The 13928-nt window shown below is 67.5% G+C and carries 3 protein-coding genes and 1 pseudogene; 3 read left to right on the top strand and 1 reads right to left on the bottom strand.

The window, feature by feature from the left end:
- Positions 1–196: 196 nt before the first annotated feature.
- Positions 197–9052 (top strand): annotated as a pseudogene (locus GEI7407_RS01750) (tetratricopeptide repeat protein); the annotation flags it as partial.
- Between the two features lie 725 nt (positions 9053–9777).
- Here the strand turns inward: GEI7407_RS01750 and GEI7407_RS21950 are convergent.
- Positions 9778–10044 carry a DUF317 domain-containing protein gene (locus tag GEI7407_RS21950; RefSeq protein WP_396229530.1) on the bottom strand — a complete coding sequence of 89 codons (267 nt, stop codon included), beginning with the start codon at positions 10042–10044 and terminating at the stop codon, positions 9778–9780.
- On the opposite strand from GEI7407_RS21950, the gene GEI7407_RS21945 reads away from it, so the two are divergent.
- Both GEI7407_RS21945 and GEI7407_RS19250 read left to right on the top strand, forming a co-directional pair.
- A complete protein-coding gene (locus GEI7407_RS21945; protein WP_396229529.1) occupies positions 10043–12604 on the top strand; it encodes a tetratricopeptide repeat protein in 2562 nt (853 codons plus the stop codon). The two genes, GEI7407_RS21950 and GEI7407_RS21945, sit on opposite strands and share 2 nt — an antisense overlap.
- A 19-nt stretch (positions 12605–12623) precedes the next feature.
- On the top strand, positions 12624–13925 hold the full coding sequence (locus GEI7407_RS19250; protein ID WP_015170409.1) for a glycosyltransferase family 2 protein: 1302 nt from the start codon (positions 12624–12626) through the stop codon (positions 13923–13925).
- Positions 13926–13928 lie beyond the last annotated feature (3 nt).

The raw sequence follows: 13928 nt of genomic DNA, 5'->3' as shown, positions 1-13928 counted from the left end.
CACTCAGGCGATCGCCACTTCCGCGCAGCTAGCTAGTCAGAAATCCCCCAAAGAAGCACCAGGAGGCGATCGCGCTAGCCCAAGCCTTTGCTAAAGTGATGCCAACTTCCGCCTTGCTGGGCAGGCTGCCGCTAGGGCCTCGGGGCAGAAGCGCAAACGCGGCTTTGAAGTGGCTTTGAGAAGGTCTAGAACGGGCATGGCAAGCATTTCTGACACCCTGGCGATCGCCCTAGAACACCACCGAGCAGGGCAGCTTTCCGAAGCAGAGCGCCTGTATCAGGCGGTGTTGCAGCAAGAGCCAGAACAGGCTGATGCGCTGCATTTGCTGGGGGTTTTGGCGTACCAGCAAGGCCAGTGGCCAGCCGCGGTGGACTATTACCAGCAGGCCCTGGCCCAGCGGCCCCGGAGCCCGGAAATCTATCTTAATTTTGGCAATGTCTTGCGGCGTCAGGGGCTCTTGACAGAAGCCCTGGCGGCCTACGAGCAGGCCATTGCCCTGAAGCCGAACTATAGCGAGGCCCATCACAGTCGAGGCTTAACGTTGCAACATCTCGACCAGCTGCCCGCCGCCATTACGGCCTACGAGCAGGCGATCGCCCTCCGGTCTGACTATCCCGAGGCCCTGCACAGCCTCGGCGTTGCCCTCCGCCAGCAGGGCCGGACCGCCGAGGCGATCGCGGCTTACGAGGCGGCGATCGCCCTGCGACCCGAGTTTCCCGAAGTTTACTATGCCTGGGGAAATTTGCTGCGCGAGCAGGGAAACTTGCCAGCGGCGATCGCCCGCTATGAGCAAGCGATCGCTCTGCGGCCCGACTACACCGACGCCCACCTCAACCTTGGGGTGAGCCACCAGAGTCTGGGCCAGCTCGAGGCCGCAGAGGCCTGCTACCGCCACGCCATCACCCTCGATCCGGGGGCGGCGACGGCCCACCACAACCTGGGCCTGGTCCTGCAAGCCCTCAATTGCCCTGCCGAGGCGATCGCCGCCCACCGCCAGAGCCTGGAGCTGGATCCAAACAATGCTGAGGCCCTGAACAATCTGGGCGTCGCCCTCAAGCGGACCGGGGACGTGGCAGGGGCGATCGCCCACCACCGGCAGGCCCTGGCCCTGCGCCCCGACTACGTCGAGGGCCACCACAACCTAGGCATTGCGCTGCTGACGGCGGGCCAGCTGCGGGAGGGGTTTGCCGAGTATGAGTGGCGCTGGCAGCTGCGGGACTGGCCGCCCCGGCCCTTCGAGGTGCCCCGCTGGCAGGGAGAAGACCTCCAGGGCAAAACGCTGCTGCTCCACGCCGAGCAGGGCCTGGGAGACACGATCCAGTTTCTGCGCTACGCCCAGATCTTTAAGGCGCGGGGCGCTCGGGTGATTCTGGAATGTCAGGCCCCGCTGAAGCGCTTGGTGCGGGATGTCCCCTGGCTGGACGCGGTGGCGATCGCGGGCGACCCCTTGCCGCCCTTTGAGGTGCACTTGCCGCTGCTGAGCGCGCCCCACGCCCTGAGCACCGACCTAGACAGCATCCCCGGGCAGGTCCCTTACCTAGCGGCTCCCGCTACCGGCGGCCCCCAGCTGCCCCAAGGGGCTGGGCGGCGCGTGGGTCTAGTCTGGGCAGGCAATCCCCAGCACAAGGACGATCGCAATCGCTCGTGCAGTCTGGCGGCGCTCGCTCCCCTGTTTCAGCAGCCGGACCTCACCTGGTACAGCCTGCAAAAGGGCGATCGCACCCAGGACTTGGCCCAGACGCCGACGCCCCTGCACAACCTCGATCCGCTTTTGCAGGACTTTGTGGATACGGCAGCGGCGATCGCCCAGCTGGATCTGGTGATCACCGTAGATACCTCCGTGGCCCACCTGGCCGGAGCCCTGGGCAAGCCGGTGTGGATTTTGCTGGCCTACGATGCGGACTGGCGCTGGCTGACGGAGCGCACCGACAGTCCCTGGTATCCGACGGCGCGGCTGTTTCGGCAGGCGGCTCCCGGCGACTGGGCCGGGGTAGTGGCGCAGGTGACAGCGGCGCTGGCCGAGGGCGATCGCCCGTCGGCCGATCTCTCTCGGGAGGCGCTCCAGGAGCAGGGACAAGCGGCCCTCAGCAGCGGCAACTATGTCGGGGCGATCGCCGCCTATCAGCAGCTTTTGGCCCAGTGGCCGGACACGGCTTTGGCCCATCACTACCTGGGGCTGGCGCTCCAGGCCGTCGATCGCTACGCCGAGGCGCGGCAGCACTACGAGCGGGCGATCGCCCTCGACGCCAGTCTGGTGGCGACCCATATCAATCTCGGCAGCGTCTGCCAGCTCCAGGGAGACGAGGACACCGCGATCGCCCACTACCGAGCCGCGATCGCCCGTCGCCCCGACGTGGCCGCCGCCCACCTGAACCTGGGCAGCATTCTCAAGGAGCGGGGAGATCTAGAAGAGGCCCTGCTGCACTGCAAAGAAGCGGTGCGGCTCCAGAGCGATCTGGCCGACGCCCACCACAACCTGGGCGTGGTGTACCAAGGCTTGGGCGATCCGGCAGCGGCGATCGCCTGCTACGAGCGGGCGCTGGCGCTCAATCCGGAGCACGTGGACAGCCACTTTGGGCGGGCGATCGCCTGGCTCCAGCAGGGCCAGTGGGCCGAGGGCTGGGCCGAGTACGAGTGGCGCTGGCGATCGCCCAAAACCCCGCCCCGCGACTTTGCTCAGCCCCGGTGGGACGGCGGCAATCTGACCGGCAAGACGATCCTGCTCCACGCCGAGCAGGGCTACGGCGACACGATCCAGTTCATTCGCTACGCGGCCCTGGCCAAGGCCCAGGGGGCGCGAGTTTTGGTGGAGTGCCAGTCGGCGCTGGTGCGGCTGCTCCAGGAGCTGCCCTTTGTCGACCAGGTTCTGCCCAAGGGGGCAACCTTGCCGCCCTTTGAGGTGCAGGCGCCCCTGCTGAGTTTGCCTTGGATTCTGGGCACGACGCCCGAGACCGTGCCCGCCGAGCAGGCCTACCTGCGGGTGCCCGCTGCCGCCCAGCAAGGGATCCAGCTGCCGCCCCAGGCAGGCCCCAGGGTGGCGATCGTCTGGGCGGGCAGCCCCCAAAACACCAACGATCGTCACCGCTCCTGCTCGATCGCCCAGTTTGAGCCCTTGTTTCAAATTCCGGGCGTTGCCTGGTACAGCCTGCAAAAAGGGCCGCGGGCGGCTGAGCTAGCCCATGCCTCGGTCCAGATCCAGTCCCTCGACCCCATCTTGCAGGACTTTGCCGATACGGCGGCGGCGATCGCCCAGCTGGATCTGGTGATCACCGTGGATACCTCAGTGGCCCACGTGGCGGGCGCCCTGGGCAAAGACGTGTGGATCCTGTTGCCCTTTGATGCCGACTGGCGGTGGCTGCGCGATCGCGCCGACAGTCCCTGGTACCCGACGGCGCGGCTGTTTCGGCAAGGGCGGCCCGGCGACTGGGCCAGCGCCTTTGCCCAAGTGGCGGCGGCCCTGGGCGATCGCCTGAAATCCCGGCAATTCGAACCGACTGCCCCCGCTAGCCGCCCCGTCACGCCCGCGATCGCCGCCCTGCTCAGCGAGGCCGTGGCGCTGCACCAGGCCGGCCAGCGGGCTGAGGCTGCCCAGCGCTACCAGGCCGTGCTGCGCCAGGACCCTCACCAGCCCAATGCCCTGCACCTGCTGGGCGTGGTGGCCTACCAGAGCGGCGACCCCCAGAGCGCGATCGCCTACTATCGCCGCAGTCTGGCCCAGCAGGCGGATTTCCCCGAGGCCCACTACAATCTGGCGATCGCCCTTAGCCAGATGGGAGACCTGAGCCGCGCCATTCATCACTATCAGCAGGCGATCGCCCAAAAGCCCGACTACGCAGACGCTCACTACAACCTGGCGACCGCCCTGAAGCAAACCCAGCAGCTCAGTGAGGCAGTCACCCACTATCGCGCCGCCCTCCGCCTCGCGCCCACCCTGGCTGACGCCCACGCCCGCTTGGCCAGCACCCTTCAGGAGCTGGGCCAGCCCGATGACGCCATTGACCACTATCGCCAAGCCGTGACGCTGGATTCGAACCTCGCCGGAGCCCACAATAACTTGGCCAATCTGCTGCGATCGCGCGATGACTTTGAGGGAGCGAGCCGCCACTACCAGGCCGCCCTGGCGCTGTTGCCGGACTTCGCCGAGGGCCACTACAACCTGGGCGGCGTCCTCAAGGAGCTGGGCCGCTTGCCGGAGGCGATCGCCGCCTACCAGCAGGCCCTCGACCTGAAGCCAGGCCTGGCCCGCGCCCACAACAACCTGGGGGCCTGCTACGCCGAAACGGGCGACCTGGAGCGGGCGATCGCGGCCCACGAACGGGCGATCGCCCTGGAGCCGGACTACGTGGAGGCCCACGACAACCTGGGCCATGTCCTGCTGCGGGCCGGGGACCTCGTGCGGGGCTTCGCCGAGTACGAGTGGCGCTGGCAACTGCCGGACCAGCCCCCCAATCCCTTCGGCCAGTGGCCCCTGTGGGACGGCGGCGACCTGACCGGCAAAACCCTGCTGGTCCACGCCGAGCAGGGCTACGGCGACACGCTGAACTTTGTGCGCTACCTGCCTTGGGTGAAAAATCGGGGCGGCCAGGTGATTTTCGAGTGCCAGCCCGCCCTGGAGCGCCTGCTGACCACTGCCGAGGGCTGCGACGGGCTGGTGCCCCGCGGCAAGCCTCTGCCCGCTTTTGACGTGCAGGTTCCCTTGCTAAGTCTGCCGTGGATTTTTGGCACGACCCTGGAGACGATCCCGGCGTCGGTGCCCTATCTGCGCGGCGACGCCTTCGAGGTGCCGGTGGGCGCGGCCCAGACCCTGGGCGGCTCGGGCAAGCGGGTGGGCTTTGTGTGGGCGGGCAACCCGGAGCACAAGAACGATCGTAACCGCTCCTGCCCTCTGGCGAAGTTTCAGGGACTCTTTGAGGTGCCCGGCATTGCGTGGTACAGCCTGCAAAAAGGCGATCGCGCCGCCGATCTGACGAAATATGGCGATCGCGTGACGGATTTGGGCCAGTATTGCCAAGATTTCGCCGATACGGCGGCCGTGATTGCCCAGCTGGATCTGGTGATCACCGTGGATACCTCGGTGGCCCACGTGGCGGGCGCCCTGGGTAAGCCGGTCTGGATTTTGCTGTCCTTTGTCCATGACTGGCGCTGGCTGAGCGATCGCGACGACAGTCCCTGGTACCCGACGGCGCGGCTGTTTCGTCAGCCGACGCCGGGAGACTGGGACGCGGTCCTGGCGGCGGTGCAGACGGCCCTGCCAGCGTGGCGAGAGCAAGACCCACCCGCACCAGCGGCCAGCCCCGATCCGAGGTCCCTGGAAACGGCGATCGCCCTGATCAACCAGGGCTATCAGCACAGTCAGCAGGGCCACAGCCCCGAGGCGATCGCCTGCTACCGGACGGCAGTTGACGTCTGTCCGACCTTTGCCGAGGGGCACCTGCGCCTGGGGGTGGCGCTGCGCGCTCAGGGAGACCCCGCCGCCCTCGACCACTACCAAAAGGCCCTGGCCCTTGATCCCCATCTGACCGCCGCCCACTACAACCTGGGCAACGCCTACCAAACGGACCAGCCCCAGCAGGCGATCGCCGCTTATCAGCAGGCTCTGGCCCTCCAGCCGGACTTTGCCCCGGCCCACTACAACCTGGCTAACCTGCTGCGCTCCCAGGACCAGGGCGATCGCGCCGAGCAGCACTACCGGCTGGCCCTGCGCTTTCAGCCGGACCATTTCAAGGCCCTGCACAACCTAGCCAGCCTTTACCTAGAGCGGCAAGATTACCGGGCGGCGATCGCCCACTATCAGCAGGTGCTGGCCCTGCGGCCCGAGCTGGCCGAGGCCCAGGACCATCTGGGCATTGCCCTGCGCAAAGAGGGCCGCTTGTCGGAGGCGATCGCCGCCCACCACCAAGCCCTGGCCCTCAACCCCGAGCATCCCAGCTTTCACACCCATCTGGGGGTCGCCCTGAAGGAATCGGGGGATCTAGACGGGGCGATCGCCGCCTACGAACGGGCGATCGCCCTGGACGCCGACTGCGTCGAGGCCCATCTGTGCCGCGCCCTGGCCTGGCTGACCCAGGGGCACACGGCCCAAGGCTGGGCCGAGTACGAGTGGCGCTGGCGCGTGGCGGCCACGCCGCCGCGTCCCTTTCGGCAGCCCCAGTGGTCCGGCGACGATCTGGCGGGCCGCACGCTGCTGGTCCACGCCGAGCAGGGCCTGGGGGACACACTCCAGTTTGTGCGCTACCTGACAGCGGTGCAGGAGCGCGGCGCTCGGGTGGTGGTGGAGTGCCAAAGGCCCCTGCTGTCGCTGCTCCAGCCGAGTTTTCCCGACTTCGTTTGGGTGGCCCAGGGCGATCGCCTGCCAGACTTCGAGGTCCACATTCCGCTAATGAGCCTGCCCCACTGCCTCGCGATGGCGGAGGTTCCTGGCGCGCCCTACCTGACGTTTCCGGCGGAGGTGGCCTCGGTGACCCTGGCCGAGCGCCCAACCCCGCCCCGCTACCGGGTGGGCATCGTCTGGGCGGGCAACCCAAAGCACCCCAACAACCAAAATCGGTCCTGCCCCCTGGAGACCTTTTTGCCCCTGTTTGAGCTGCCGGGGATTGCCTGGTACAGCCTGCTGAAGGGCGATCGCACGGCGGATTTGCAGGCGCTCGGGGTGCCGGTGGAAAACCTCGATCCGCAGATCCAGAGCTTCGCGGATACGGCGGCGGCGATCGCCCAGCTGGACCTGGTGATCACCGTGGACACCTCGGTGGCTCACCTGGCCGGAGCCTTGGGCAAGCCGGTGTGGGTGCTGCTGGCCTTTGATGCGGACTGGCGCTGGCTGCGCCATCGCGCCGACAGCCCCTGGTACCCGACGGCGCGGCTGTTTCGCCAGCCTCGGCCCCGGGACTGGGCCAGCGTCATCGCCCAGGTGGCCGAGACGCTCCGGCCTGCGCTGCGGGAGCCCACCGCCGCCGAGGCTTTGAATGCCCAGGGCATCGCCGCCCAGAACGCCGGGGACTGGCAGCAGGCGATCGCGGCTTACCGGCAGGCCATCGACCTCCAGCCCGACTTTGCCCAGGCCCACTACAACCTGGGCACCGCCCTCCAGGCCCAAAAACGCGACGACGAAGCCCTGGCCGCCTACCAGCGCGCCATTGCCCTGGACCCCGGGCTGGCCGACGCCTACAACAATCTGGGCAATCTCTACCGCAGTCGCCGGGACATCCCGCAGGCGATCGCGGCCTACCGGCAGGCCATCGACCTCCAGCCCCAAGCGGCGATCTACCACAGCAACCTGGGCAGCATTTTGCAGCAGGCGGACCAGTACGAGGGGGCGATCGCCCACTACCAGCAGGCCATTGACCTCGACCCCCAGCTCAGCGTGGCCCGCTACAACCTGGGCAACGCCTACTACGACCTGGGGGAATTTGACCGGGCGATCGCCCTTTATCAGCAGGTGCTGCGGGCGGACCCCGACTGCGTCCAGGCGCAGTTCGCCATGGCCCTGGTGTGGCTCCAGCAGGGCGACTTTCGGCGGGGGTTTGCGGGCTATGAGGCGCGCTGGGCGCTCGGAGAGCTGCGCCAGCGGTCCTTTACGCAGCCCGCCTGGGACGGCCAGCCCCTCCAGGGACGGCGGATCTTGATCTACGGAGAGCAGGGCTACGGCGACACGATCCAGTTTTTACGGCTGGTGCCCTGGGTGGTGGCGCGGGGTGGTCAGGTAGTGCTAGAGGTGCCCCGGCGGCTGCTGCGGCTGGTCCAGGGGTTTGGCGATCTGGCGGAGGTCTATGCCATTGGCGATGCGCCCCTGACCTTCGACTGTCACGCGGCCCTGATGAGCCTGCCCCATTTGCTGGGCCTGACCCTGGAGACGATTCCCGCGAATATTCCCTACCTGGAGGCACCTGCGGCCGCGAACTCTCCCCACTTCCAGCGGGACGATCGCCTCTCGGTGGGCATCGTCTGGGCCGGTCGCCCCAGCCACATCAACAACCACCACCGCTCCTGCTCGCTGGCCCAGTTTGCGCCCCTGCTGGACCTGCCGGGGGTGGCTTTTTACAGTTTGCAGAAGGGCGACGGCTGCGAGGAGCTGGCCCAGTCCGGCGATCGCCTACAGGACTGGGGCCAGCACTGCCAGGACTTCGCCGATACGGCGGCGGCCATTGAGGCGCTGGATTTGGTAATTACGGTGGACACGTCGGTGGCCCACCTAGCGGGCGCCCTCGGGAAGCCCGTGTGGATTTTGCTGGCCTTTGATGCCGACTGGCGCTGGCTGCGCGATCGCCCCGACAGCCCCTGGTATCCGACTGCTCGCCTGTTTCGCCAGCCGCGTCTGGGGGACTGGGGGAGCGTCTTTGGGGCGGTGGCGGCGGCGCTGGGGGAGCAGATCCCAGGGCGATCGCCCGCTGAGCCGGAGATTCCTGAGCTGGCCCTGGCCATCGCCCACCTGAGCGCGGGTCAGCCCGAGGCGGCGATCGCCCTGCTAGAGCTTCTGGTGCCGCAGTATTCCACCGTGGCCGAGGTTCACTATCTGCTGGGGCTGGCCTACCGCCGCCAGCACCACCTGATCGCGGCCCAGGACCACTACCAGCGGGCGATCGCCCTCCAGCCAAATCACGTCGAGGCCCATCTGGGGCTGGGGGTCGCCCTCAAGCAGCAGGGACAGCTCACCGAGGCGATCGCCCACTATCGCCAGGTGCTGGACCTGCGGCCAGACTACCCGGAGGCCCACAACAACCTGGCCAATGCCCTCAAGGAGCAGGGCCAGTGGAGCGAGGCGATCGCCCACTATCAGCGCGCCCTGGCCCTGCGGCCAGACTTTGTCGCGGCCCACAACAACCTGGCCAACGCCCTCCAGCGCCTCGACCGGATCGAGGAAGCCGTCGCCCACTACCGGCGGGCGATCGCCCTCCAGCCCGACTACGCCGAGGCCTACAACAATCTGGGCAACGCCCTGCAAAGCCAGCTCGACCACCCAGGGGCGATCGCGGCCTACCGGCAGGCGCTCCAAATTAAGCCCGACTACGCCGAAGCCCACCTGGGCCTGGCGGCGGTGCACCTGATCCAGGGGGATTTGGCGCAGGGCTTTGGGGAATACGAGTGGCGCTGGCAGGTCGCCAATAACCCCGACTGCCCGCCCATGCGGCCCTTTACCCGGCCCCTGTGGGACGGCAGTCCCCTGAGTGGCCAGCGCATTTTGCTCCATGCCGAGCAGGGCTACGGCGACACGATCCAGTTCATCCGCTACGCGACGGTGCTGGCGGAGCAGGGCGCAACGGTCCTTGTGGAGTCGCCCCGGGCGCTGCTGCGGCTGGTGGCCACGGTGGCGGGCGTGAGCGAGGTCGTGGCCAAGGGCGATGAGCTGCCGGACTTCGACTGTCACGCGCCCCTGCTGAGCCTGCCCCACCGCCTGGGCACGACCCTGGAAACGGTGCCCGCCGCCGCGCCCTACCTGAGGCCGCCCGCCGCCCCGCCCCGCCCGCTGCCACCGGGCCTCCAGATCGGGCTGGTCTGGTCCGGCAATCCCCGCCACAAAAACAATCACCATCGCTCTTGCCCGCTGACGGCGATCGCCCCCCTCTTCCACACCCCTGGAACTCACTGGTACAGCCTGCAAAAAGGACCGGCGGTGGACGAGCTGGCCGCCTACGCAGACCGGCTAGCGGACTGGGGGAGCGAGTTTCAGGACTTTGGGGATACGGCGGCGGCGATCGCCCAGCTAGATCTGGTGATCACCGTGGACACCTCGGTGGCCCACCTGGCCGGGGCCCTGGGCAAGCCGGTGTGGGTGCTGCTCACCTACGCCCCCGATTGGCGCTGGCTCTTGGAGCGCTCCGACTGCCCCTGGTACCCGACGGCGCGGCTGTTCCGCCAGGGGCAGACCGATGTGTGGGAGCCGGTGATCACGGAGGTGGGGACTGCCCTGGCAGCGCTGGCGGCCCAGGCCAGCCCGTCCCTGGCCCTAGACCGGGCGATCGCCCTCCACCAGGCAGGCAACCTCGCGGCGGCCAAGGCCGAGTACGGTGCTCTGCTCACCGAGCAGCCGACGGCCCTGCTCCAGACCATGCTGGGCATTTTGGCGTTTCAGGAGCAGCGGCCCGAGGCCGCCCTGGCGCACTACCGGCAGGCGATCGCCCTGGATCCAGGCTATGCCGACGCCCACTACAACCTGGGGGTGGCCCTGAGCTGTCATTCGGATCTGGAAGGGGCGATCGCCTGCTATCAGCGCGTTTTGGTCCTCCAGCCGCGCTACTTTGCCGCCCTGCACAACCTGGCCACGGCCTACCACCAGCAGCAGCAGTTCGAGGAGGCGATCGCCTTCTACGAGCAGGCACTCCAGCTCCAGCCGGACCACGCCGAGGCCCACTACAACCTGGGCCTGGCCCATCGCCAGTGCAACAACCTGGAGGCGGCCCTGGCCCACTACGACCGGGCGATCGCCCTCCAGCCCGACTACGCCGAGGCCCACTGGAACCGCGCCCTGGCCCTGCTGCTGGCGGGCCGCTTCCGGGAAGGCTTCGCGGAGTACGAGTGGCGCTGGCGGCGGCCCGGTCGCCAGCCCGTGGAGCTGCCCAAGCCCCCCTGGCGCGGCGAGCCCCTAGCGGGCAAAACCCTGCTGATCTACGCCGATCAGGGCTTTGGCGACGCGATTCAGTTTTGTCGATTTATTCCGCAGGTGGTGGCCCAGGGAGCCCAGGTCATTCTGGAGTGCCGCCCCCCGCTGATCGACCTGCTGCGATCGCTGCCTGGCATCACCCACATCGTGCCCCGGGGCGAAGGCATCCCGGCGAGCTTCGACTACCACACCTCCTTGATGAGCCTGCCCCACTACCTGGGCATTGACCTGGAGACGTTGCCCGCTCAGGTGCCCTACCTGGCGGTGCCCGACCGGCCGATCGCCCTCGCGCCCCGTCCCGGCACCCGCCTGAAGGTGGGCGTCGCCTGGGCGGGCAGCCCCACAAACCTCAATGACCACAACCGCTCCTGTCCCATGGCGGCGTTTCGGCGGCTGTTCGAAGTAACCGGAGTGACCTGGTACAGCCTGCAAAAGGGCGATCGCACCCAGGATCTGGCGGGCCTGTCCCCGGAGCGCGTGATCAACCTAGATGACCAGATCCAGACCTTTGCGGACACCGCAGCGGCCATTGCTCAGCTAGATTTGGTCATCACCGTCGACACCTCCGTCGCCCACCTGGCCGGGGCTCTCGGCAAGCCGGTTTGGATCTTGCTGCCCTACAGCCCCGACTGGCGCTGGCTGATCCAGCGCTCCGACAGCCCCTGGTATCCGACGGCGCGGCTGTTTCGCCAGAGCAGTCGGGGCCAGTGGGACAGCGTCCTTGAGACGGTTCTCGCCGCCCTGACCGAGGCGATCGCCCATCCAGCAGACTCCCTAGATTCTCCCGCCATGCAAACCTCCAGCACCCCTTCCATCACCCTCCAGACCTCAGCCCCCGTCAAATGCGTGGGCCTGGGCTGGCCGCCCAGCCTGCTCTCGGGCTGGGGCGTCTACGGCATGAACTTGGCCCTCCAGACCGCTCGCCGCGCTGGCTACGAGCCCCTGATGATTTCGCCGCCGTCCCTGGAGGGGCTCAATCCACTGCACCTGAACCTGCTGCAGCCCATCGTGCAGCGCCAGCAGAGCCTGCACCAGTTCCTGGCCCAGAACCCCGACAAGAAAATCAGCGGCGAATTCACCGTGCTCCACGCCCTGGGCAACGATTTTGCCTCGCGGCTCCAGCAGCGCGTCACCGGCAAGCGCAACCTTGGCGTGGTCTTTTTTGAAAATAGTCGGCTGAGCCCCGAGATCGTGGAGCGGGCCCAGAGCTATGACGCCATCGTGGCGGGCTGCTCCTGGAATGCCGAGGTGCTGCGCCAGCACGGCGTCCGGGATGTGCGGATGGTGCCCCAGGGCATCGACCCCACGATTTTTCATCCGGCACCGCGCTCCAACTGGTTTGGCGATCGCTTTGTGATCTTCTCCGGCGGCAAGCTGGAGTACCGCAAGGGCCAGGACATCGTGGTGGCCGCCTTCAAGATTTTTCAGGCCCGCCACCCCGAAGCCCTGCTGATCACCGCCTGGCACAATTTCTGGCCCCAGTTCATGGCGGGGCTAGAGCAAACCGGCAACGTGGTCGGTCTGCCCCAGGTAGGCGCCGATCGGCGGCTGCGGGTGACCGAGTGGCTGGTCGCCAACGGGATTCCGGCCGGGGCAGTGCTGGACGTGGGGCCGGTGGTGAACTACATGATGGGGCAGATTTTGCGGGAGGCCGACGCGGCCATCTTCCCCAACCGCTGCGAGGGCGGCACCAATCTGGTGGCCATGGAGTGCCTCGCCTGCGGCGTGCCGTCCATCCTCTCGGCCAACACCGGCCACCGCGACCTGCTCCAGGGCGACCACTGCTACGTGCTGCAAGATCAAGGCCCGGTCAAACCCAGCCTGCATTTTTCTCAGGTGGAGGACTGGGGCGAATCGAGGGTCGAGGAGGTGGTGGCCCACCTGGAGACGATCTACCAGCAGCGGGCCGAGGCGCGATCGCGGGGGCTGCGGGCGGCTCAGTTTATGGAAGACTGGACGTGGGAAAAACAGATTGGTCGATTGCTGACGGCGATCGACGATCTGCTGTGAAACCTGGGAGGCAGTTTTTGTGACGATTCGAGCCTTTTCCGTGATCATTCCGGCTTTTCGGTGCGAAAACTACCTGGTGCGCACCCTCGAGAGCATTGAGGCCAGCATCGCGTTCTTTCAGCGTCACTATCCCCAGGGAGCGGCGATCGCCCCTGAGATCGTCGTGGTGTGCGACGGCTCCCCCGACAACACCCTGGCCGTGGCCCAGGCCCACGCCGCAAACAAGCCTTTTTACCGCATTCTCAGCCACACCCACAGCTGGGGCGCTGGCCCCGCCCGCAATACGGGGGTGCGGGGCTCGAGGGGAGACGTGCTGTTTTTCTGCGACGGCGACGATCTGTTTTTCCCGGAGCACATCTATCTGGGGATGTGCCTGCTCAATCACCCGGTGGGCGCCAGCGAGCCGCTGCCGGTGGCCGAGGCGCTGCCGCCCGCCGTCGCCCAGTACCTGCGATCGCTGCCACCCCCCGCCGAGCCCCTCGGCGCGGTGAGCCTGCGGGTGCGCATGGAGGACAGCCTCCACCCCTACTGGAAGCGAGCCGTGGAAAATAGCCTGGTGATCAACCTGGCGGTGCGGCGGCTCTGCCACGAGTTTGTGGAGGGCTATCCCGAAAACCAGGTCTACAAGCAGATCCGGGGCCGCGAGGACATCGCCTACCGCCGCTCCATCACCGAGCTATTTCGCATGGCCCACCTGGATCTGGAGACCACCGAATATATTCGCTATCCCGGCAGCAGCTTCGATCGCCAGATGGCCAAGTTCACGACGGCTCCCGGGGAATACCAGGCCACCACGCTCCCCGATGAGCAGCGCCGCCACGCGATCGCCGCCCGCCTAGAGAGCGAAAAGCTCCGGTATCTGCGGGACAAGTTCGTCGAGCCCATCGCGCCAGAGATTCAGCAGTATGCCCTAGTTTCCTGCGAGGCGCGGGGGGACCAGTACCTACAGCAGCAGCAGTTTCAGGAGGCGATCGCCTGCTACGACCAGGCCGTCAGCCTCGGGCAGGCCCACTCCACCGCCCTGAGCAACAAGCGGGCCATGGCCTACAACAACTGGGGCGCGGCCTGGTACAGCCAAAAGCAGTTTGCCGCCGCGGCCCAGTGCTTCCAGCAGGTGCGGGCGATCGCCCCCGACTTTCCCACCAGCGAGTGGGCCGCTGTCCACTACAACCTCGCCATGGCCCTGATCCAGCTCCAGCGCTACACCGAGGCCTATCAGGCCCTCCAGGCCACCCTGGCCATCGAGCCCAACTTCACCCAGGCCCGCCAGCAGCTCGCCCACTTCCAGGTCGATCCGGCTCCCGAGGTCAGCCCCAGCTAGCGG

It is taken from the genome of Geitlerinema sp. PCC 7407, assembly GCF_000317045.1.
Taxonomy (GTDB): domain Bacteria; phylum Cyanobacteriota; class Cyanobacteriia; order PCC-7407; family PCC-7407; genus PCC-7407.
Note: the sequence above shows the minus strand (reverse complement) of the source record. Positions and strands in the feature narration are given on the sequence as shown.

Coding starts and splice junctions, on each gene's coding strand:
- GEI7407_RS21945 (WP_396229529.1), top strand. CDS start 10,043: ATGCTGGGCATTTTGGCGTTTCAGGAGCAGCGGCCCGAGGCCGCCCTG.
- GEI7407_RS21950 (WP_396229530.1), bottom strand. CDS start 10,044: ATGGTCTGGAGCAGGGCCGTCGGCTGCTCGGTGAGCAGAGCACCGTAC.